The organism is Streptomyces sp. NPDC028711 (assembly GCF_055565415.1).
On sequence record NZ_JBVHUJ010000011.1, the window covers coordinates 274,114 to 294,008 of the forward strand.

The following is a 19,895-nucleotide window of genomic DNA, read 5'->3' on the forward strand; positions in this document are numbered from 1 at the left end:
CCCGGCCGCGCGGGTCTTGGGGGGGCCCGGGGGTTGCGGGGGGGCCCCGGGGGGGGTTTTCCGGGCCCGCCCCCGGGGCGCCGGCCCCCCCCCCCGGGGGGGCCCCCCCCCCCCCGACGGCGCCTACAGGTAGGGCCGGGTGACGGCGCCTACAGGTAGGGCCGGGTGATCAGCTCGAAGGCGTGCCCGGCGGGGTCCTTGAAGTAGACCCCTCGGCCGCCGTGCTCGGTGTTGGTCTCGCCGGGGCGCTGCATCTGCGGATCGGCCCAGTGCTCGATCCCCTGGTCACGGAGTCGCCCGTACGCGCGCTCGAAGAGCTCGTCGTCGACGAGGAACGCGTAGTGCTGCATCTGGATCTCGACCGGAGGCTCGGCGAACTGGATGAGAACGCCGTCGGCCAACTGGACGTTGAGGAAGGGGCCCCAGGACGGCGCTTCGGGAAGTTCGAGCAACTCCCGGAAGAACCTCGCCGATTCGTGGCGGTCCTTGGCGGCGATGATGGTGTGGTTGAACGTGACTGCCATGTGGATGACCTCGCTGTGTGATGCGACACGGAAACGGATGCGCGGTGCTTGCGCACTGGGAGGTCCGCGTGCCGAACCGAGGGGGTGCTGTCGACGCACCCACCGAGCGATCAGTCGTCCACCGGATGGCCCGTCTGTGTATGGCGTCGAGTCGCCGGTCCGGTGTTCACGTCGAAAGACGCTACGTGATCACGACTGGTGTGACAAGAGCGTTCAGCGTCGGCTCCGGAACTGATCGACACCGCGGATGTCGTGACGTGCGCGCGGCGGCCGTCCCTGTGCGGCGGGTTCTCGTTCACGGCCTGCTGCCGGCCGTCGCATCGTCGCCCGCACGTCCGGCGGCATCGCCATCGGGTGCGACAGGACCGCCGCTTCGTACGAAGCGGCGGTCGGTCTGTCGTCGTTCCAGCTCAGGGCGAGATCAAAGTTTCAACCGTGGAGTTCAGTGCTCGCAGAGGGAGAATTCCCGCTCGTAGAGCTGCTCGTTGTGTTCGTCGACGAAGAACTTGCGTTCCCGCATGAGCTGTTCGCGGTATTCCTTGGCCTGATCAAGCGTCATGGTCGAGGTGTCCGACCACGGTTGCTGCGGCGGCACGTCGGACGTCGAGACGATCCGTTCCGACGGGTCGACCAGGAAGAACGCGAGAATCTTGCGATGTCCCGGTCGCGTGGGGTCCATCAGTCGGAAGGAACTGACGCGATGTTGCAGGATGTTAGGGAACGCGAGGCAGCGGCCCGCCGGGGTCGACGCCGATCCCAGCACCTGGTTCAGCGCGTCTTCGTTCTCCAGGCCGTAGACGTCACGCACGCCGTTGTCGTCGTTCTGCTCGTAGTACGGGTCGTCGAGTGCCGTACGGAAACTCAGCCGGCTTTCCGTGATGTTCTCGCTGTCCCAGTAGTAGATGCCGGTCGAGACGATTCGCTCGTTCAGCATCCCCTCGACATGCCAGGAACCGCCCGAGTACTCGGGCTTGTCCGGGGTCAGTTGAATGGTGGCGAGCTTGACGATGACCTGGAGACGGCGGCCGCGCAGGTCGACTCGGTCCGACGCGTCGGGCAGCTCGGGCGGGGTGAAGGCGGGAGCGTCCGGAATCACCGGTCGGCGGTTCTGCCACCAGTCGTCCTGGGCCGCTTCATATGCACGGACAGCTTCCGTGTAGGCCCCGTCATCACTGTAGGAGGACCGGTCCGGATGCTCCGGCTCCGAGTCGTACCATCCATAAGGATCGGCGTCGATCCGCAGGGGCCTGGGATGGCGCAGATCGGTGAGTACGTTCTCAAAGAGCGGGCGCATGCACGCGAACAAGTCCGGCAGAACGGAGGCGATTTCCTCGTGCTTCTCGGGGTGCACGTTGTTGACGTACGACCGGAAGGCGACGTCCCCGTCGTCATCGACGTCGACGTCCGTCGGCAGCCACTGGAACTTCTCCGAGAATTCGTACTTCGAATAGCGGTTCGTCGGGTTCTCCCAAGCCTTCTCCGGCGCGCCGCTCACCTCTCTCACCAGGCAGAAAAGTGAGGGGTGCACCAGATCCAATACCTGGCCGTCGGATCCGGGATGCCAGTCCTTCTCCGCTTCGGGAACCTCTTCCAGAACCCGGACCGCCTCGCGCAGCCGGGAGCTGAGTTTTCCGTCGACCAGTGTGTCCGACTGCCACACTCCGTCGACGGCGGACACCTCGACGCCGGTTCGACCGTCCCGTAGTCCGGCGTAATGCCGGAGTTCGGCCAGCACGTAATGAACCTGCGCTTCGGTGAGCCCTTGTGCGACCGCTTCTTTCGTCCACCTGGCGACGATGTCGTCATCGTTCATCTTGTCGAACCACCCGGGCTTCGCCCGAATCTCTGAGCTGCACTGCATCATGTCAAGTTCCCTCAGCGTTCGCGGTTTGGCGAACGACAGGGAACGGGACGACTGAAACGGCAGCGGAAAAGCAGACAGGCCAGTCAACTCTCTTGATCCTCCCGATCGGTGTGCGGTGGCGGGAAGGATACGTGAGCAGACTGACACCACAGCCGCGCCCCCTGCCCGCGCGGGTCAGGGAGCCGGGGCTCCGGGGTGGTCGCGTGATGTCCTGGTCGCGCCTCGCCCGGGGGTGCCGGCCTTGGATCCGGCCGCGCAAGGCACGTGCGGCAAGGCGCACTTGTCTCGGGGGGAACCGCGTCGCCTGCCTAAGAGGACGTCCTAGTTGGTGATTCGGCGGTAGCAGATGAGTGCTGCGGCGATGCCGACGAAGCCAAGAAAGTGATCTGCCAGACGTTCGTAACGGCGATGCAGGCGACGGAATCCGTTCATCCAGGCTACGGTCCGCTCGACCACCCAGCGGTGTCGGCCCAGTCGCTCCGATGACTCGATGCCTTTGCGTGCGATACGAGGAGTGATGTTCCGGTCTCGTAGCCATTGCCGCAGGTGAGGGTAGTCGTAGCCCTTGTCTCCGTGGAGCTTCGCAGGACGGCGTCGGCGTGGTCCACGACGCGAGCGAATCGGTGGGATGCCCCGGACGAGGGGCTCGAGTCCTTGGCTGTCATGGGTGTTCGCCCCGGAGATGCCGACTGAGAGAGGCAGTCCGTTGTGGTCGGTGAGGAGGTGGAATTTGGATCCCATCTTGCCTCGATCGGTCGGATTCGGTCCCGTCAAGCCCCCCTTTGAGAGCCCGGAGGCTGACCGAGTCGATGGCGCATCGGGACCAGTCGAGGACGCCGTCGGAACCGAGCTCGTCGAGAACCACGCGGTGGAGCTTCGCCCAAACACGGGCTTTGGTCCACTGCGAAAACCGCCGGTGGACGGTCTGCCAAGACGCCCCGAAGACCGGTGGAAGCTGCCGCCACGTGCAGCCGGAGGTGGCGACGAACAGGATTGCGGCCAGAACCCCGCGGTCGTCAGCTCTCCGACGTCCGCCCCCTTGAGGACGGACCGGCGCCTCAGGCGCCACTCGCAGGAAGAGTTCCCACAGCTTGTCCGGTACCAGCCGCTGCATCATCTCCATGCCATCACGACGAGGGCCCCGGCTGACCGGGGCCATGGGATGTGGTCGATGCTGTCGGAGACGTTGCCCGACAAGCATCTTCGAGGAACCATGACCGACTACCTGCAGGCCGTCTTCGACATGCTCGGTCCGGCGGAGAGCCGATATGCCGATCCCGCCGCGTGGCTTCGCCTAGAGCAGGAACTCGGCAGGGAGCTCCCTACGGACTACAAGGCGATCATCGACGCGTACGCACCGGTCCAACTCAACAGCCACCTCTACCTCTCATCTCATCCGGCTTGTGCATGGCGGGAACTGGGCGAGGAGATCCGGTCGACGTCGAGGGTCTGGGCGGAGAGCCTGTGGGAGTCCTACGACCTGGATCCCGAAGAGGACCCCCGCATGATCTGCAACCGCCCCCAGATCACCTTCGGCACCCCCGACGGGCTCATCCCACTCGCCGGCACGGACCAAGGAGCCGCCATCTTCCTTGCCCCAGAGGTCCACGGATTTCCCGACGGTGTGGTGGTGCAGGGGGAAGAAGGGGAATGGGCCGGCCATCCCATGACCTTCGCCGAGTGGCTGTACCGCTATCTGATCGGCGAGGAGATGGCCGGCTGGGATAGCGCGACCTTTTACCCCGGACCCGTCCGGCTGGAGTACCTGCCTACAGGACCGGGGGAACGGACCCGCGAGGCATACGGCCCAGAGCGTGGCATGTGAGGTCCGCGCCTAGTAAGACGTCATCTCATTTGGTTGGGTAGGTAGTCTGTCGGTCGTGGTGGGAATTGTTGAGCGACTGGTGCCTGACGAGTTGTGGGAGTTGTTCCAGGCGGGTGGTGCCGGAGGCGCCGTCGCGACCTCAGGGTGGTGGTCGGCGGCGGCATGGTGACCGGGAGGTGCTGGCCGCGATCGTGTTCGTGGCCACGTCGGGCTGCACGTGGCAGCAGTTGCCGTCCGCGTCGTTCGGGCCATCGGGAGCGACGGCCCACCGGCGTTTCTCGGAGTGGACGAAGGCCAGGGTGTGGGCCAGGCTCTACCGCCTGGTCCTCGACGAGCTCGGCTCCCGGGGCGAGTTGGACTGGTCCCGCTGTGCGATCGACTCGGTGAACATGCGGGCGATGAAAGGGGGACCTGACGGGTCCGAATCCTATGGACCGGGCAAGTACGGCTCGAAGATCCACTTGATCACCGAGCGGACCGGTCTGCCCGTCTCTGTCGGAATCTCGGCGGCGAACCTGCACGACAGCCAGGCCCTGATTCCGCTGGTGAAGGGCATACCGCCGGTCCGGTCCCGCCGCGGGCCCCGGCGGCGCAAGCCGGGCAAGCTTCACGGCGACAAGGGCTACGACTACTCCCATCTGCGGCGATGGCTGCGTGAACGTGGCATTACCCACCGCATCGCCCGCAAGGGCGTCGAGTCCTCGCAGCGGCTGGGCCGTCATCGCTGGACCGTCGAACGCACCATGGCCTGGCTCGCCGGCTGCCGCCGCCTCCACCGACGCTACGAACGCAAGGCCGACCACTTCCTCGCCTTCGCCGCCATCGCCTGCACCCTCATCTGCTACCGCAGACTCGGCGGCCTCCCGCCTCGGTAATTCGATGGCGCCCGTGAAGTGGTGTGATCACCCTGATCCAGTGACAGAACCCAAGCATCAGATCCGAGCCCTTCACACGGACGCCACGGTCACCGTCTACCAGGCGTACTCGCCGGAGATCGGTCTGGCGGCGGCCTGGGACGGCCGCTTCCCAGCAGTGTGGCGGCGGGACCGGATGACGTGGATCAAGCCGTCATTCCTGTGGATGATGTACCGCTGCGGTTGGGCCACCAAGGAAGGTCAGGAACACGTCCTCGCCCTTGAGATCACCCGCGAAGGCTTCGAGTGGGCGCTGCGGCACGCCTGCCTGTCGCACTATGAGCGCGGACTCCACACCGACCGCAACACGTGGAGACGCCAGCTGAAGCGGGCCCCTGCCCGCGTGCAATGGGACCCGGAACGCGACCTGCACCTTCAGCCGCTTCCCCACCGAACGCTCCAGCTCGGCCTGGCTGATGAAGCCGCCCACCTTTACGCCGACGAGTGGATCGTCTCCATCACCGATGTCACAGCGCTGGCCCGCCTGGTGCATGCCCATGTGCAGGGCGGAGAGCTGGACGCTGCCCAGCAACTCCTACCGCATGAACGTCCCTACCCCGTGAGTGATGAGGTTCTGGCTCACCTGTACCGGTAGCTACAAACCACCAAATGAGATGATGTCTAAGACGACTTCTAAGGGCAGTCCCGTAACTGTCAGGAGCGGCTGAAAGTAGGTCTCAGACTGCGTCGTGGTCTGCCGCGGCGGCGCAGCGACGGATGTGCGGGGCGGGATGGGCCCGGGCGGATGTCAGTGTGCCGTTCCGGCAGCCGTTGGAGAATGCCGCAGATCTCCCGATCGACGCGGTCGCCGGACGTGGTACCGCGCTGGCCGACCTCGGGCCTCACGCCGGAACCGTCGGTAGCCAAGGCCGGTTCAGGGACAGTCCTCAGAAGCCGCCGGAGCCGGTGACGCTGCCGGATCCCGGACCGTCCGACGTTCCGGTGTTGGCGATCACGCCGGCATGAGCCGAACCTGACCGACGAGGTTTCGGCGGAGGTTCGGGTCGCCGGGTACGCCGTGTCTGCAGATGAACAGGGACCCCGACCTCGGACAGGAGCCTATCCAGGGCCTCCTTCAGCTGCCGCCCGTCCGTATGCCTCGGATGGCCACAAGCCAGCTCGGCCGAGTCATCTCCCCCGACCAATACGACCTTCAGGGTTCGGGTGGCCGGCAGAGGGTCGCCCTCGTACGGCTCGGTGATGCTCTCGACCAGATCTATGTGCACCAGGTCGGTGATCGGCATCCAGGGATCCGGCCGACCCGCCCGGATCAAACGAAACCGGGGCAGGTCCTGAGCCAGGGCGAACCGAACGCGACGGACACGGCGCAGTGCACCAGCCACGACGAACGGGGCGGCGATCAGAGAGCCGGCCGCCGCCACCAAGCCAGGCGCGATCAGCGCCTTGGGGAAGTCGACGCCGAAGAGGACCACGAAAATCATGATCAGGACTCCCAAGCAGCCGAACAGGATCAGCATCCGCACCAGAGATGCGAGCGCGATCAGCACCGCGTGGCCGCGCGAACCGCCGGTCTCCCGGAATACGAGGTCGGTTGTGTCACCGTCAGGTCCAGGCCGCATCAGCTCACCGGGAGTCATACCATCCAGCCTAAAGCTGGCTGTTGACGAGCAGAAGGCGAGGACAGGCCGCGATGAACGGACCTGACCCCCGGTTCTTACTCACAACGAGCCGCGCGTCCTCGATGTCCTGTGAATCGTCCGGAGCGGGATCGCGTGCTCCGCCTGGTCCGTACGCTGGGGACCGATGCGCACGCAAGGGCACATGGGCGCAGTACCAGGCCCGCACGGCGCCGGCTCGCTCAGCATCCGTGCCGATCCGTAGATGGTCGACCCATGCCGCCATCACACGGCGGCGTCCGAATGCGTAGACCGCCGGCTCGACGAACCAGCGGCAGAAGCTGGGATCCGGGTCGTGTACGGCTGCAGCCATCAAGGGGGCGAACAACTCACGAGACTCAACCAACCACCGTGCAGTCCTGGCCCGTTGCGAACCGCAGCTGGTCACAGCCACCCTTGACGCCCGCGACGAGAACCGTCGCCTCGTGGTGGGCGGCGAGCTTGTCGTAACGGGTGGCCCATCAGCGTCAGGCGTCCTTAGCGGCTCGGTCGGACTCACTGCGCAGAACGCAGAATTCGTTGCCTTCGGGATCAGCGAGAACCGCCCAGCCTGAACCATCAGGATTCCGGTGATCAGCGACAAAGGTCGCACCGAGGCCCAGCAGCCGGTCCACCTCCTGATCGCGCGAGGTCTCGGGACGCAAGCACAGGTGGATCCGATTCTTGACCGTCTTCGCCTCCGGCACCTGGTTGAAGTACAGCACGGGGCCCTCCGCAAGGAGCACCTGAGTCTCCCGGTCACCCGGTCTGACATCCGGATCCATCGGACGGCCCGTCACAGCGCTCCAGAACCGGGCCAGCTCGTAGGCATCCGCACAGTCAATCGCCACGTTCTGCAATACCGAAACCATGCGCACCAGCTTTCCTGACTTCCGCTCCGGACGCCACTGAGCTGCGTCATGGCTCGCCTCGGTGCTCAGCCTGCCGCGTGACGCTGAAGCCATCCAAGGGAACCGCCTTGACCTCAACTGAAGTTCAGGTTCTACGGTCCTCACGTTCCGTTGAACACAAGGAGGAGGGGCACGTGAGCGTGACGCTCAGGGAGTACTCGCAGGAGGAGTTGGCAGCTCAGCCCATCGGCGCGTGGACAGGTATGGCGCGCCGGCTCGTCGTCGGAGCCATCCGTGAGCAGTTGGCCGTGGAGGACCTCACACAGCCGCATTGGTGGACACTCAACCACGTTGCCGGGGAGCCGGACAAGTGGACGCGAGCCGCGTTGATCGAGCGACTGGCGAAGTGGGACGACCTCGGGATCGACTTCAACGGTGTCTTCGACGACCTTGTCGACCGTGGCTGGCTGACCGAGGACGCAGGGCGTATGACGTTGACCGAAGCGGGAGAGGACGGGCGCCTTCGGGCCCGGGAGCGCAACGTGCGCGTGCATCGGCAGGTGCATGACGGCATTGACACAGCCGACTTCGTGACCACGATCAACGTTCTGCGTCGCATGGTCGCCAATCTGGGCGGCGACGGCGACCTGCCCGTGTGACGGGTGCCGCAAGAGATCCGCTGCAGGCCGACCAGAATCGCCCTGTGGTGCTCCGACACAGTGACGGGCACAAGCGGCACGAGCCTCGTTGACTTCCGCTGAGTTTCTGCCTCTCCGATGACGCCGTTTGTCTCGTGACTCCGCCGCCACGATGGGCCCTGGAGGAAACACCTCCAGGGCCCCGGGGATCATCGTCGGGAGCGGTCCGGACGAGTGATCCTGAACCGGGCCATGTTCTCCCCGTTCTCTTCGCTGGCCCACCGGTGGAAACCGGCCTTCTCCAGCACGCGGACCGAGGACGAGTTGGACAGTTCCACATCGGCGGACACCGTGTGGACCTCCCCTGCAGTGAGCGCGAACTCTGCCAGGGCCCGGGTCACCTCAGGGGCGTAGCCCCGGCCGCGCCGGGAGGCCACGATGCCGTATCCGATGTCGAGGACGCCCTCGCTGGGCGGCCAGAACAGGCCGATCGAGCCCACACCAAGCCGCTCTCGCGCTCGATGATCAAGCGGTGGCCGTATGGGTCGAGCCAGGCGGGATGCTGGTCGAAGAGGTCCGAGACCACGCGGTCGCCTTCGGCGGTAAAGTCGCCCGCCCAGTGCGTGCACCTGGTGTCCTCGAGGACCGCGGTGGCTTCGCTCGTGGTCCAGGACCGCAGGATCAGGCGCCTGGTCATCACGTCGGTGTGGGCGGGTGAAGAAACGAAGACACGTGTTCTCCTGATCGTTGGAACGACCCGGGCCGCACTCTGCTATCGCGCGGGCCGGACGAGGGCATGCTGAAGACGGCCGACGGCAGCCATATTCATCAACCTCCCTGTCCCATTGATCACGCGTCTGTCGCGCCAGCGTGACGCTAGCAACGGCTCCTCAGCGCGGGCGACTGATTTCCGGGCCGCTGACTGGGGACTTTCGCTCACTGGAAGGCATCTCTTCGACCGGGAAGCTCGTTGCTTTAGTCATGCTCAGCAGGGGGCGGTGGTGATCCCACCACCGGCCGCACCGGCTGCTGCTCTTGGGCAGTGATCGACGGAAGGCCCCTGAAGCTCATCAGTCACCCGCAGCAAGGCCATGGAGACGCCCCCTGGAGCCTGTCTCTCAGATCCGTCTGTGGCATCGTCGTGCTCCTGAGCGAGTCCTGGTCGACTCGGCGATTTCTAGGGCCGGCACTGCCTGGCGCAGGGGGAAGGCATGGTTCACAGCCCATTTGACGTTTCCTTGGCCCAGGGCCAGAGCATGCACTGGAAGCTCGGTGGGTCTGGGTGGGCCACCTGGTCGTGGTCGGTGAACGCTGCGGAACAGAAGGTGCACGCCTCCTATGTAGGACCCGAGGTCCTGGCCGGATTCATGACCGCTGTCCGGGATCTGCTGCTCGAGTGCGGTGCGACCTTCGTGACGTTCTTCGACGAGCCGGGCGGGACGAGAGTCTTCTTCAACCAAGCAGAAACGAAGGTCTTCGTTCAGATCGTGAAGTTCGCGGCATTGAACGAGCCGTCGTCCTGGTGGTCGGACGCGACGCTGGTCTGGGCAGGTCGGCTACCAACAGAGGCGTTTGTCGGGGCTTTCATGGCCATGATTGAGGAGCTTCTCTCCGAGCACGGGACAGATGGGTACCAGAGACGCTGGGGCTACGACTTCCCCGCCCTGGAGTGGGCGGCCCTCCAGGCAGCGCACAGCTCCCGCTGACCCGCACTAAGGGCTGTCCCGCAATGGCCCGGAGGCCCGCGCCAGGGCTCGAAAAGATGAGATGCCGTGCGAGCAGTGTGTGTACGGTGCCGGAGTGATCGACACTGATGGTGCTTGGTTGGGTACGGAGGCCGCGCGGCGGTTGGCGGAGGCGGACTGCTGCGAGATAGCTCCAGGGCTCACAGAGGAAGAGTTCCACCGGATCGAGGCGACCTACGGGTTTGAATTCTCCCTGGAGCATCGTGCTTTCCTGGCGGCCGGGCTGCCGGTCGCCTCGCCTCCCGAGGAAGGTGCGACGTGGCAGCAGCCCTGGCCCGACTGGCGTCACGCTGAGGAAGACGACCTGCGCTATCGGCTGGAGTGGCCGGTACAGGAAGTGTTGGGCGACGTCGCTCATGGCAGCTGGCATCCGGCCCTGGGGGCACGTCCCACCTCCGATGAAGAGGCCGTGGAGTTGGCCCGAGCGGTACTTGCACGAGCGCCGCGACTCGTCCCCCTCTACGCGCACCGCTTCATACCCGCAGGTCACGACACTCCGGGACATCCGGTCTTGTCGGTGTGGGGAACCGACATCATCTACTACGGCCACGACCTGGCCGACTACATCGACCGCGAGTTCGGCGAGGTCGACGAGGACGCGCCCTGGGCTCCGCAGGCGTCCGTGCCGTTCTGGAAGGACTTCCTCGGCTGAGATGCCCCAGCTGGTGCCGGTCGTAAATGACCTCTGCTGTGCCTGGTGTGATCACGGCCTCAGAGCCGTCCTGGATAGCCCCGTTCACCGGAGTGGCCCCGCGCCAGTTCACCCGGGTGGTACGTGCACTGCGGCGCGAAGGCGCCGACACCGCTCGGCGAGGCCGGCCGTGGGGAATTCCGCTGGAAGACCGGTTGCTCCTGGTGGCCACCTACTGGCGTACCGACCTGACACTGCGCCAACTCGCCCCGCTCTTCGGCGTCTCGAAGTCCGCAGCCAACCGCATCGTCAACCGCCTCGGGCCTCTTCTCGCGCCCCGGCCCTGTAAGCGGTTTCACAAGGACGCCGTGCTCATCGTGGACGGCACCCTGGTCCCCACCCGCGACCACACGGTGGCCGAGCAGTCGAAGAATTGCCGGTACTCGACGAATCACCAGGTCGTCATCGACGCCGACACCCGGCTCGTCGTCGTGGTCGACCAACCTCTGCCCGGCGACCGCAACGACTGCAAGGCATGGGAGCTGTCCGGTGCCAAGGAGGCCGTCGGGCACCACAGTAATCGCCGATGAGGGAACGGATACTCCTCAGTGCTGCCGTGGAGTGAGAGGACATCCATGCCTGCGGGCTTGCTTTGGACGCGCTTGATGTGCGCTGGTCACAGCCATTCGCCGATGGCCGCTATGAGGACGCTCGCCTCGTAGCGGACCGCTAGCCTGCCGTATCGCGTGGCGACGGCGCGGTACCTCTTGAGGCGGTGATCCCACACTCGACCGCGTGGCGCTCACGGTAGTCGACTGGGTCGAACTTCGGCGGCCGGCCACCACGAGAGCCGCGCTGTTTGCGGTGACGCGCCTGGTCGACCTTGTCCGGGATGGTGCAGCGGATCCCTCGGCGACGCAGGTAAGCGCGGTTCTTGCGGGAGGCGTACGTGTACCGGCAGCCCCGGACGCCGGAGGAGCTTCAGCAGTTGGTCGACGCAGCAGAAGCCGAGGTCTTCTCAGGCTACGGCTGTGATGGCGACACCCACTGGACGCCGGAAGCGGTCCGGGAATGGTGGCGCGACCGAGGGCGGATCAGGGAGTACCTGGTGAATCGGCGAGCCGATGGGGAGGCCGACGACGCGAAGGCGGGGCAGGGTTTGGCCGCAGCTGCCCTGGCGTACGCCGCCTACCTCAACGGCGAGCTGGCATCACACCTCCGTGTCTATCTCTTCTGGCTTGAGGAGCGACGCTCTCCCACAGCTGCAGACCGACTGCCGCAGCTCGGACGGCTATGACGTCATCAGTCGCGGAGTCAGAGACGGATCGGGGCGACGGTCACGGTGCCGTGGAATACATAGGCCCGCTTGTCATAGCGCGTCGCTGCGGCGCGGAATCACTTCAACCTGTTGATCAGGCTCTCGACCTCATTGCGGCGCTTGTATGCGTCACGATCAAAGGCGGGTGGACGGCCGCCTACAGAGCCTCGGGCCAGCCGGTATTCCACCTGGTCCTTCTTCTCCGGGATGGTGTGGGAGATTTGGCGTCTGCGCAGGTAAATGCGTATCCGGCGGCATCTGTAGGCCTTATCGGCGCTCAGCGAGCTTCTTCGAGTTGGCCACCGATCGGGTGAATGCGACTGAGCGTCGCTTCAGCGTCGCGTGGGCAGCTGCAGCGTCCCGTGCCAGCAGCTTGCCGAGCCGGAACAAGGGTCCACTCGAGCTTGCCGGCCTGAACGCCAACCCGGCGGCAAGGCCGGTGAGCGACGATCAAGCTGTTGTCAGCCGCCGGCTCTAAGGTCGGCCTTATGACATCAGACCTGGTCCAGGACTCATGGACTCGCATCGACGCGTGGCTGCTCGAGCACGCGCCCCGCACCTTTGCCATGCTTCGGCCGCCCGCAGGAGACGAGGAGATCGCAGCAGCGCAACAGGAACTGGGGGTCACCTTTCCTCCGGACCTGGTCGCTTCCCTCCAACGGCACAACGGGGCGCTGGAGGGACCTGAGGCTTTCCGGTTCAGTACGGGCGACCGGCTGCTCGGAGTAAGCGGAATCATCGGGGACACCGGGTTCATGCGCGGCATCGACCAGGGCCTCGACGGGGAGACCGAGGGCTACTGGCTTCACGACTACGTGAAGTTCGGTTCCTACGACGTGACGTCGGACGGTCTTCTGATGGATTGCCGTACTGAGCGGGACTCCTTCGGTGCGATCGGACGGTTCTTCGACGAGACCGGCACCAGATTTGGGCAGGCCGACTCGCTGGGTGGGTATCTGGCCGAACTGGCCGACACGCTTGAGCGCGGCCAGGAGGCTGGTGCCGTCACCTTCAACGGCCGACTGTTCTGGGAGGCACCTCTGCCTGCCAGGCCGGAGTGCAGTGCCGACGAGCCCCTTCCCGGAAGGGATGAGCAGCTGCCAGAGCTGGATCTGTCCTACAGTCCCACCGAACTCCTCCACGTGAGCCACCTGGACGGGCATGAGGAGCTCGGTGCACTGATCGCAGTCCTGCCGTATGAGCAGGTGGTTGAGGCCGCGCGGAAGCAGCTGCGCAGACTGGCGGTCGAAACGGGGCTGAACAACTACCCGGAGGTAAAGGCAGCTCTGGACGCGTGGGAGCGTGGTGTGGCCCTACCGCGGCCGGACCAAACCGACCCGCTCGCCTTGCGACTCCGCGCGGTGCTCGCACAGGCCGACACAGGCCGAGACGTCACTCGCAGGTGGGCCGCGGAGAAGATAGCCCTCGGGCTCTGGGGATCCCCCTACAGATCCGTGTGCGAGAGCGCGGAGACCCGGAGCCACTTCACTCTCGACTGGCGTGCGGATCTGCATGCGGACTTGGGCAATCCGCCACTGCCACCGATACCTGACGACCGATTTTGGGGGGCGCTGCGCAACCCCGCCATCGACTCCAGTTGGTACGCGGCTCAGTACACCGCAGATCAGGACTGACCCCAGGGATTTCGGTTCCGCGTGAGCGCTTCATGCGGCGGTCATCGCCAGACGAAGCGCCGCCGATGCCCACGATCTCGCCAGCGGCTTCGAAGCCCGCCGCCTAGGGCGCCTGCGGGCCGCCTTCGTAGGTGCTGCGGTCCTGCGTGACGTCGGCGAAGTCGAACCGGCGGCGCTTACGTGGATCAAGGAGTCGCCCGCGGGGGGCGTTGAAGTCAGGTCCTTCGGTTCCCGTGGGACCGAAGGACCCCCTGGCCGTATCGTCTGCTCTTCGCTGTGCCGCTGCTCGTCGATCTCCATGCGCGGTCGAGTGGCGGCCGTCACCGTACCGGCCGACGGGCCTCTCGTAGATGGGCGTCGAGTGTCGCCTGCTGCTCGGTGAGAGCGGCGAGGCGGTCGCGATGGGTCCGCACCTCGTGCGGGAACTCCGCGCGCACCGCATCCGTGACCCCGTCGGTTCCGTCGGTGAGGCCGGGCAGGTTTTCCTGATCGGCCATCAACCGCGCCGGCAGCTCGGACTCCGGGAGCCGGCGGATGACGAACACCCGGTCGGTCGGGGGCCGGCAGTAGTCGCGGAATCCGTTGGCCTCGGTGCCCGGGGTCGATCAGGACCTCGTCCTCGTCGTGCCGCGGCGGTCGTGGGCGCACGCCGCTGAGCCTGGACGCTTCATGCCTCACCGATCTTCTTGTTCGGGGTCAACTTCCGTACGTGCCATGGTCTTCGAGCGCTCGTCCCCACGGCGAAGCTGAGGACCCGCCGGGCTTCCGGCGGCCTTGCGGGCCAGCCCCTCGGTGAGCCGCGGGCCTTTGCCCGGTGCTTCGCATCCGTCGTTGCGCGAAGTCTTGCCACGCCTCAGGGGCCACCCTATTGTCCCGGGACAGAAAGCGCTTTCCATCCGTCCATGGGCGTCTCTCCGACGGCTGCCCATGGACGGTTTCTTCTGGACTGAACGGCCATCCCCACCCCCATCCCCACCCCCCAGTGTTCGAAGACAAGAAGGACGGCGACCATGAAACGACCAGTCGTACGGCGACTCCACGCGGCCACGGCCGCGATGGCCCTGGCGGCCGCGACCGGTGTGGTGCTGGCGATGCCCGAGGCGTCCGCGGCCACCGGCGGCGTCAGTGGGTACGCGACGCAGAACGGCGGAACCACCGGCGGCGCGGGCGGACAGACGGTGCGCGCCACCACCGGAACCCAGATCCACGCGGCCCTCTGCGGCCGGGCCAGCAGCAGCACCCCCATCACCATCCAGGTCGAGGGAACCGTCAACCACGCCAACACCGCCAAGGTGTCCGGCACCAGCTGCAACACCGCCGCCGGCGTGATCGAGCTGAAGCAGATCAGCAACGTCACCATCGTCGGGGTCGGAGCGGGCGCCGTCTTCGACCAACTCGGCATCCACATCCGCGAGTCCAGCAACATCATCATCCAGAACGTGACCGTCAAGAACGTCAAGAAGTCGGGTTCCCCCATCTCCAACGGCGGTGATGCCATCGGCATGGAGAGCGGCGTCCGCAACGTCTGGGTCGACCACGTCACGCTGGAGGCCTCGGGCGGCGAGTCCGAGGGCTACGACGGCCTCTTCGACATGAAGGACAACACCCAGTACGTCACCCTGTCGTACAGCATCCTGCGCAACTCCGGCCGCGGCGGCCTCGTCGGATCCAGCGAGACGGAGCTCTCGAACGGCTTCATCACGTACCACCACAACCTGTACGAGAACATCGACTCGCGCGCGCCTCTGCTCCGCGGCGGCATCGCCCACATGTACAACAACCACTACGTGCGGATCAACGAGTCCGGCATCAACTCCCGGGCCGGCGCCCGCGCCAAGGTGGACAACAACTACTTCGAGGACTCCAAGGACGTCCTCGGCACCTTCTACACGGACGCGGCCGGGTACTGGCAGGTCAGTGGCAACGTCTTCGACAACGTGACCTGGTCGGCCCCCGGCACCGACAACAACCCTGCCGGGCCGAACCCGCAGTCCAACACCACCGTCGCCATCCCGTACGCCTTCACCTCCGACGCCGCCGGCTGCGTTCCGGACGTCGTCAGCCGAACGGCGGGCGCCGGTAAGGGGCTTCAGGTGTCGGACGGCACCTGCTCGCCGCAGTCGCCCTCCCCCACCCCGACGACGCCCTCCCCGCAGCCGACCACCCCCACGCCGGGCCCCACCACGCCCACGCCGGGGCCGACCCAGCCGGGCGGGACCAACCTCAGCATCGGGGCCGGGTCCGACGGTTCGAGCAAGGCCGACGGTACGAGCTACGGCAACGTACGGGACGGCAACCTGAGCACCTACTGGTCACCGGCCGGCTCGACCGGGTCCGTGTCGATCAAGTGGGGCACCACCACCACCGTCTCCTCCCTCGCCATCCGTGAGGCGGCGGGCGCGACGGGCGCCATCCGGTCCTGGAGGGTCCTGAACGGCGACACCGGGGCCGTACTGGCGTCGGGCAGCGGGGCGGGCGTCATCACCGTGCCCCGCACCGCGCTGCAGAAGATCACCTTCGAGATCGTCAGCTCGACCGGCACCCCCCGGGTGGCCGAGTTCGAGACCTACGCCGGATAGCCCTCTCCTCCGGACCGTCGGCGGTTGCAGCCCGTCGGCGGTCCGGGTCCGGCTCCCCGGCCCCGGACCGCCACCCTCACGCGCGCGCGTGTACCGCCCGTTCAGCTCACGAACTCCCGGTCGCCGTAGCGCACCTGCGCCTCGTTCCAGTCGGCCCCCAGTGCGGCCGTGAACCTCCGCGCCAGCGGCAGATCGGCGATCGGGGCGACGAGGACGAGCCGGCCGTCGAGGGTGACCGAGCCTCCGCCGAGCTTCTCGCGGGCCTCGGGGTCCGCGACGAGCGCCTCGCGCAGACCGCTCGCCCCGACGCCCGGCACCTCGATCTCGACCGCGTCCGTCTCCGGCGACGTCCGGGGCAGGCAGCGGAAGGTGAGCACGGCCTCCTGGTCGTACTCCTTGGCGATGACGCCGGCGATGTGGCGGAGCCCGTCACGACCCACCCTGTCGACGTCGAACTCGCGTGACCGCTCGTACGTGGCCTGCTGCAGGTCGTCGGACCAGAAGACGCCGTCGAGGAGCGTCGAGGAGCGCGGGCGGGCGCCGTGGGCGCGGATGATCGCGCGCACCTCGTGGTCGAAGCGGGTCAGGCGGGTGCTGAGTCGGGGATCGTCCGGGTCCGTGATGATCGCGGTGTTGTCGGTCGCGAAGATCTCCGCCGCCGGGCAGCCGGGGTCGGAGGTCGCGTGCGTGCTCTGCGCACCCGTGATGCCGAGCACGAGCGCGGCGACGCCCGCGGCGAGGAGTCGGAGCCGGAGACGTGGACGAGGTGTGATGTCTTCCTTCATGCGGTGGTCAACGAGCCGGCGGGGTGACGGATGCACCGTCACCGCCAGGCGGGTCGTCGGGCCGCCGAGGCTCCGGTGACGACCTGTCGCCACCGGAGGGTGGCCGGGCCGTCGTGGCTCCGGTGACGACTTGTCGCCATCGGGCGGCTCGCCGCGTGCGGGCGGTACGGGGTGGGCAGCCTCGAACCGGTACGGCCCGGCCGTACCGGGACGAAAGGAGCGTGCCGTGCTGTCCCACTTCTTCGACCGGCTGCTGCGACGTGGCAGGGCGGCGTCGCCGGGCGGGCCCCCGCGACTTCCAGGGACCCTCGTGCTCGACGCGGACTTCTCCTCCGCCGATCAGTGGACCGCCGGCCGGTCCTGGGCGTATCCCGGCGGCGGGCCGACCAATCCGGGCGACAACAAGCTCGACCACCTCGTGACCGACCCCGCGTACAGCAGGACGGGCGTGTTCCGGGCGACCCGCCGGTCCGACGGCAACTGGGACGCGGGGCTGCTCACCACGGAGGGCAGTCCCGAGGGCTTCCTCGTGCGGGCCGGCGACGTCCTGGAGGCGCGGGTGCGGCTGCCGGTGGAAACGGGCGCCTGGCCGGCGATCTGGACCTGGCTGGACGGCGGACAGGAGGTCGACGTCTTCGAGTACCACCCCGACAACCCGGACCTCCTTGAGCTGTCGAACCGGGTCCGGGGCCGGCACCTCTACTTCCGGGACCCGGCCGTCCAGCCCGGGGCGTGGGTCGATCTCCGGGTCGAGTTCGGTGCCCGCAGCGTGGTGTGGTGGGTCAACGGGGTCCGGGTCTTCGACGACCGGCGCGGGGTGGGGCACTCCTGGAAGGCCCATCTCATCGTGAACCTGTCGGTGTGCGCGGGCCGCTACCATCCGGCGCCCGATCCCGGCGTGTCGGAGATGTCGTACGAGGTCGCGGAGTTGCGCGTGTACCGGGACTGAGCCTTCTCCGGTACGGGCGACCCGCGGCCGGCCTCGATCGGGAACACGAGGGGGAGGCGGGCGTTCCGGGAACGGGCGTTGCGTAGGCTCCGACGGAGCGTTCCGCGCGCCAGCACCGTGCGTCCGTACGACGAGGAGGACTCCCCATGAACACCGCCGACGAGGGACGGCAGCAGCTCGACGCGGCCAGTGTGCTCAACGCCAAGAGCACGCTCCTCCAGCTTCTCGCCCGCGCGGGGGTCTACACCGGCGATGCCGAGGAGCTGATCGGGCTCGTGGAGGCCGGCGCCCTCGCCCTCGCGCACACGGAGCTCGGCGAGACCCCTCCGAGCGCCCCGGAGGAGAAGGGGGCGCTCTACGCCTCCGGCTGGTCCGACGGCGTCCGGGCCGCCACCGACGACCTCGGGGCCCTCGCGGAGCGGGCCCTGGTCCGGGCCGTCACCGCCGGTCCTTCGGCCTCCTCGCCCGACGAGCGCTCCCCCGTCGGCCGGGCGGAGATGGAGCGGGCGAAGGTGGCGGTCACGCCGCTCTATCTGTCGTTCGCCGAGGTGTCGGACCTCGACCCGGAGGTGACCGAGCAGGTGCTCGGCGCCGTGCTGCGCACGATGAGCCCCCGTCAGCGGGCCGGATATCCGGGGCGGCTCACGGAGTTCACCTCGGCCCACCGCGCGCGTCTGGAGCGGTTGTACGCGGAGTACGGGCCGGGCAGCCCGATCGCGATCCACGGCCGCTACTCCCTCGTCCACTCCCCCACCAGCGTCGCCGTACTGGAACGCCTCGCCGTGACGCCGTCGGCCCTGCACGAGGAATGGGACGCAGCCGAGCTGCCCCCGGCGTGGCTCGACGGCCTGACGTCGGCGTGGGGCTCACCCGTCTGAGCCGTCGCCCTCAACTCGTCGTAGGTGATGAGCAGTTGCAGCCGTTCACCCCCCGGGTGTGCGACCGTGCGGCCGATTCCACCTCAAGGACGCTTAGGTTAGGCTAAGTTAAGTTTCAGCGCGCCGACGTGGGTGTTCCCTCCCGGGCGTGCGTCCCCACGTCCCCACTCTTCAGGAGAGACGGAAGCATGGCCTTACGGGTCGCTGTGGCCGAAGCCAGTGGCTGTTCGACCGGGGAGGAGTCGCAGGGCCGGACCGTCGTCCTCAAGTGCGGCGGCAGCACCCTGATCGACGCTGCTCTCCGGCGGTCGTTCGCGCAGGACGTCGTCGAACTGTGGCACGCGGGGCTGCATCCGGTCGTGGTGCACGGCGGCGGTCCCCAGATCAGCGACATGCTCGACCGCCTCGCCCTCGAGGTCCGGTTCGAGGCGGGGATGCGGGTGACCACGCCGGAGGCCATGGACGTGGTCCGCATGGTGCTGACCGGACAGGTGCAGCGGGACCTCGTCGGCGCCATCAACGCCCACGGACCCTTCGCCGTCGGCATGTCGGGCGAGGACGCACACACGTTGACCGCCGTGCGCCGCCCCGCCTGGGTGGACGGCCGGCCCGTCGACATCGGTCTCGTCGGCGACATCGTGACCGTGGCCCCCGACACCGTACGGAACCTCCTGGCCGGAGGCCGTATCCCGGTCGTCTCCCCCGTCGCACGCGGCACGGACGGCCAGATCTACAACGTGAACGCCGACCTCGCGGCCTCGGCCCTCGCCGTGGCCCTCGGCGCCGACCGGCTCGTGATGCTCACCGACGTCCCCGGGCTCTGCCCGGACTGGCCGCACAGCACCGAGGTGATCCCCCGTCTGAGCGCCGGCGAGCTCGACGCCCTGCTCCCCGCGCTCACGGGCGGGATGCTGCCGAAGATGGAGGGGTGTCTGCGTGCCGTCCGGTCGGGAGTCGGGCGGGTCCACGTCCTCGACGGCCGGACACCACACGCCGTCCTCCGTGGCGTCCTCACCGAGGAGAGTCCTGGTACCACGGTGCTGCCCGACGCGACGCCCGTGGGCGAGCACGCCCCCGTCTGACCGCCCTGCGCGGCGCCCCCCAGGGGCGCCGCGCACCGCAGGCACGGCAGGCACCGCAAGCA

General features: G+C 67.4%; 19 protein-coding genes and 4 pseudogenes. 13 read left to right on the top strand and 10 right to left on the bottom strand.

Going from position 1 to position 19,895, the window contains the following annotated elements:
* Positions 1 to 149: 149 nt before the first annotated feature.
* The 3 genes from ACZ4VK_RS29820 to ACZ4VK_RS29830 form a co-directional block, all read right to left on the bottom strand.
* The gene (locus tag ACZ4VK_RS29820; protein WP_468358698.1) at positions 150 to 524 is read right to left on the bottom strand and encodes a VOC family protein; all 375 of its coding nucleotides are present in this window, start codon (positions 522 to 524) and stop codon (positions 150 to 152) included.
* A gap of 442 nt (positions 525 to 966) precedes the next feature.
* On the bottom strand, positions 967 to 2,475 hold the full coding sequence (locus ACZ4VK_RS29825; RefSeq protein WP_468358701.1) for a DUF4246 domain-containing protein: 1,509 nt from the start codon (positions 2,473 to 2,475) through the stop codon (positions 967 to 969).
* Positions 2,476 to 2,709: 234 nt separating this feature from the next.
* Positions 2,710 to 3,505, bottom strand: a protein-coding gene (locus ACZ4VK_RS29830; RefSeq protein ID WP_468358839.1) for an IS5 family transposase whose coding sequence is annotated in 2 segments (ribosomal slippage) — positions 2,710 to 3,169 and positions 3,168 to 3,505 — 798 coding nt in all. Because the reading frame shifts where the segments join, the coding sequence is not laid out codon by codon here.
* A 96-nt stretch (positions 3,506 to 3,601) separates the two neighbouring features.
* On the opposite strand from ACZ4VK_RS29830, the gene ACZ4VK_RS29835 reads away from it, so the two are divergent.
* The 3 genes from ACZ4VK_RS29835 (at position 3,602) to ACZ4VK_RS29845 (ending at position 5,722) form a co-directional block, all read left to right on the top strand.
* Positions 3,602 to 4,213: an SMI1/KNR4 family protein gene (locus ACZ4VK_RS29835; protein WP_468358704.1), complete on the top strand. Its 612-nt coding sequence runs from the start codon at positions 3,602 to 3,604 to the stop codon at positions 4,211 to 4,213.
* Between the two features lie 116 nt (positions 4,214 to 4,329).
* A complete protein-coding gene (locus tag ACZ4VK_RS29840; protein ID WP_468358707.1) occupies positions 4,330 to 5,088 on the top strand; it encodes an IS5 family transposase in 759 nt (252 codons plus the stop codon).
* Between the two features lie 4 nt (positions 5,089 to 5,092).
* Entirely contained in the window at positions 5,093 to 5,722 is a 630-nt protein-coding gene (locus tag ACZ4VK_RS29845; RefSeq protein ID WP_468358710.1) for a DUF4291 domain-containing protein, read from the top strand.
* Positions 5,723 to 6,014: 292 nt separating this feature from the next.
* Here ACZ4VK_RS29845 and ACZ4VK_RS29850 read toward each other — a convergent pair whose 3' ends face one another.
* Together ACZ4VK_RS29850 and ACZ4VK_RS29855 are read right to left on the bottom strand one after the other, a co-directional pair.
* Positions 6,015 to 6,725 (bottom strand): hypothetical protein, encoded by a 711-nt coding sequence (locus tag ACZ4VK_RS29850; protein WP_468358713.1) that lies wholly within the window; start codon positions 6,723 to 6,725, stop codon positions 6,015 to 6,017.
* A gap of 506 nt (positions 6,726 to 7,231) precedes the next feature.
* Positions 7,232 to 7,615, bottom strand: coding sequence for a VOC family protein (locus tag ACZ4VK_RS29855; RefSeq protein ID WP_468358842.1), 384 nt, complete (start codon positions 7,613 to 7,615; stop codon positions 7,232 to 7,234).
* Positions 7,616 to 7,788: 173 nt separating this feature from the next.
* On the opposite strand from ACZ4VK_RS29855, the gene ACZ4VK_RS29860 reads away from it, so the two are divergent.
* The gene (locus ACZ4VK_RS29860) at positions 7,789 to 8,253 is read left to right on the top strand and encodes a MarR family transcriptional regulator (protein ID WP_468358716.1); all 465 of its coding nucleotides are present in this window, start codon (positions 7,789 to 7,791) and stop codon (positions 8,251 to 8,253) included.
* Positions 8,254 to 8,441: 188 nt separating this feature from the next.
* Here ACZ4VK_RS29860 and ACZ4VK_RS29865 read toward each other — a convergent pair.
* A pseudogene (locus tag ACZ4VK_RS29865) lies at positions 8,442 to 8,929 on the bottom strand (GNAT family N-acetyltransferase).
* A 559-nt stretch (positions 8,930 to 9,488) separates the two neighbouring features.
* On the opposite strand from ACZ4VK_RS29865, the gene ACZ4VK_RS29870 reads away from it, so the two are divergent.
* From ACZ4VK_RS29870 to ACZ4VK_RS29880, 3 genes and pseudogenes are all read left to right on the top strand, one after another.
* Positions 9,489 to 9,938: a hypothetical protein gene (locus ACZ4VK_RS29870; RefSeq protein ID WP_468358719.1), complete on the top strand. Its 450-nt coding sequence runs from the start codon at positions 9,489 to 9,491 to the stop codon at positions 9,936 to 9,938.
* 94 nt (positions 9,939 to 10,032) lie between these two features.
* Positions 10,033 to 10,629 (top strand): hypothetical protein, encoded by a 597-nt coding sequence (locus ACZ4VK_RS29875; RefSeq protein ID WP_468358722.1) that lies wholly within the window; start codon positions 10,033 to 10,035, stop codon positions 10,627 to 10,629.
* A 38-nt stretch (positions 10,630 to 10,667) separates the two neighbouring features.
* Positions 10,668 to 11,177 (top strand): annotated as a pseudogene (locus ACZ4VK_RS29880) (transposase family protein); the annotation flags it as partial.
* Between the two features lie 107 nt (positions 11,178 to 11,284).
* On the opposite strand, the pseudogene ACZ4VK_RS29885 reads toward ACZ4VK_RS29880, so the two are convergent.
* Positions 11,285 to 11,556: pseudogene (locus ACZ4VK_RS29885) on the bottom strand (transposase); the annotation flags it as partial.
* Position 11,557: 1 nt separating this feature from the next.
* On the opposite strand from ACZ4VK_RS29885, the gene ACZ4VK_RS29890 reads away from it, so the two are divergent.
* Positions 11,558 to 11,905: a hypothetical protein gene (locus ACZ4VK_RS29890; protein ID WP_468358724.1), complete on the top strand. Its 348-nt coding sequence runs from the start codon at positions 11,558 to 11,560 to the stop codon at positions 11,903 to 11,905.
* Between the two features lie 17 nt (positions 11,906 to 11,922).
* On the opposite strand, the pseudogene ACZ4VK_RS29895 reads toward ACZ4VK_RS29890, so the two are convergent.
* A pseudogene (locus tag ACZ4VK_RS29895) lies at positions 11,923 to 12,204 on the bottom strand (IS5/IS1182 family transposase); the annotation flags it as partial.
* Positions 12,205 to 12,414: 210 nt separating this feature from the next.
* Here ACZ4VK_RS29895 and ACZ4VK_RS29900 point away from each other — a divergent pair.
* The gene (locus tag ACZ4VK_RS29900) at positions 12,415 to 13,560 is read left to right on the top strand and encodes an SMI1/KNR4 family protein (RefSeq protein ID WP_468358727.1); all 1,146 of its coding nucleotides are present in this window, start codon (positions 12,415 to 12,417) and stop codon (positions 13,558 to 13,560) included.
* Between the two features lie 320 nt (positions 13,561 to 13,880).
* On the opposite strand, the gene ACZ4VK_RS29905 is transcribed toward ACZ4VK_RS29900, so the two are convergent.
* Entirely contained in the window at positions 13,881 to 14,057 is a 177-nt protein-coding gene (locus ACZ4VK_RS29905) for a hypothetical protein (RefSeq protein ID WP_468358731.1), read from the bottom strand.
* Between the two features lie 513 nt (positions 14,058 to 14,570).
* On the opposite strand from ACZ4VK_RS29905, the gene ACZ4VK_RS29910 reads away from it, so the two are divergent.
* Positions 14,571 to 16,139: a pectate lyase family protein gene (locus tag ACZ4VK_RS29910; RefSeq protein WP_468358734.1), complete on the top strand. Its 1,569-nt coding sequence runs from the start codon at positions 14,571 to 14,573 to the stop codon at positions 16,137 to 16,139.
* A 101-nt stretch (positions 16,140 to 16,240) separates the two neighbouring features.
* On the opposite strand, the gene ACZ4VK_RS29915 is transcribed toward ACZ4VK_RS29910, so the two are convergent.
* Positions 16,241 to 16,924, bottom strand: a complete 684-nt coding sequence (locus tag ACZ4VK_RS29915) for a hypothetical protein (RefSeq protein WP_468358738.1) — start codon at positions 16,922 to 16,924, stop codon at positions 16,241 to 16,243.
* 253 nt (positions 16,925 to 17,177) lie between these two features.
* Between ACZ4VK_RS29915 and ACZ4VK_RS29920 the strand changes: the two genes are divergently transcribed.
* The 3 genes from ACZ4VK_RS29920 to argB all read left to right on the top strand — a co-directional run bounded on the left by ACZ4VK_RS29920 (position 17,178) and on the right by argB (position 19,833).
* On the top strand, positions 17,178 to 17,873 hold the full coding sequence (locus ACZ4VK_RS29920) for a beta-glucanase (RefSeq protein ID WP_468358845.1): 696 nt from the start codon (positions 17,178 to 17,180) through the stop codon (positions 17,871 to 17,873).
* A gap of 146 nt (positions 17,874 to 18,019) precedes the next feature.
* Complete coding sequence (locus tag ACZ4VK_RS29925; protein ID WP_468358741.1) at positions 18,020 to 18,751, top strand: hypothetical protein; 732 nt, start codon at positions 18,020 to 18,022, stop codon at positions 18,749 to 18,751.
* A gap of 188 nt (positions 18,752 to 18,939) precedes the next feature.
* Positions 18,940 to 19,833: an acetylglutamate kinase gene (argB, locus tag ACZ4VK_RS29930; protein ID WP_468358744.1), complete on the top strand. Its 894-nt coding sequence runs from the start codon at positions 18,940 to 18,942 to the stop codon at positions 19,831 to 19,833.
* The last annotated feature ends 62 nt before the right edge of the window (positions 19,834 to 19,895 follow it).

What these genes read in the sequence shown, in the direction of transcription:
- ACZ4VK_RS29910 (WP_468358734.1), top strand. Translation starts at nt 14,571, where the DNA reads ATGAAACGACCAGTCGTACGGCGACTCCACGCGGCCACGGCCGCGATG.
- ACZ4VK_RS29835 (WP_468358704.1), top strand. Translation starts at nt 3,602, where the DNA reads ATGACCGACTACCTGCAGGCCGTCTTCGACATGCTCGGTCCGGCGGAG.
- ACZ4VK_RS29915 (WP_468358738.1), bottom strand. Translation starts at nt 16,924, where the DNA reads ATGAAGGAAGACATCACACCTCGTCCACGTCTCCGGCTCCGACTCCTC.
- ACZ4VK_RS29870 (WP_468358719.1), top strand. Translation starts at nt 9,489, where the DNA reads ATGCACTGGAAGCTCGGTGGGTCTGGGTGGGCCACCTGGTCGTGGTCG.
- ACZ4VK_RS29820 (WP_468358698.1), bottom strand. Translation starts at nt 524, where the DNA reads ATGGCAGTCACGTTCAACCACACCATCATCGCCGCCAAGGACCGCCAC.
- ACZ4VK_RS29900 (WP_468358727.1), top strand. Translation starts at nt 12,415, where the DNA reads ATGACATCAGACCTGGTCCAGGACTCATGGACTCGCATCGACGCGTGG.
- ACZ4VK_RS29925 (WP_468358741.1), top strand. Translation starts at nt 18,020, where the DNA reads ATGAACACCGCCGACGAGGGACGGCAGCAGCTCGACGCGGCCAGTGTG.
- argB (WP_468358744.1), top strand. Translation starts at nt 18,940, where the DNA reads ATGGCCTTACGGGTCGCTGTGGCCGAAGCCAGTGGCTGTTCGACCGGG.
- ACZ4VK_RS29905 (WP_468358731.1), bottom strand. Translation starts at nt 14,057, where the DNA reads ATGGCCGATCAGGAAAACCTGCCCGGCCTCACCGACGGAACCGACGGG.
- ACZ4VK_RS29845 (WP_468358710.1), top strand. Translation starts at nt 5,093, where the DNA reads ATGGCGCCCGTGAAGTGGTGTGATCACCCTGATCCAGTGACAGAACCC.
- ACZ4VK_RS29850 (WP_468358713.1), bottom strand. Translation starts at nt 6,725, where the DNA reads ATGACTCCCGGTGAGCTGATGCGGCCTGGACCTGACGGTGACACAACC.
- ACZ4VK_RS29855 (WP_468358842.1), bottom strand. Translation starts at nt 7,615, where the DNA reads ATGGTTTCGGTATTGCAGAACGTGGCGATTGACTGTGCGGATGCCTAC.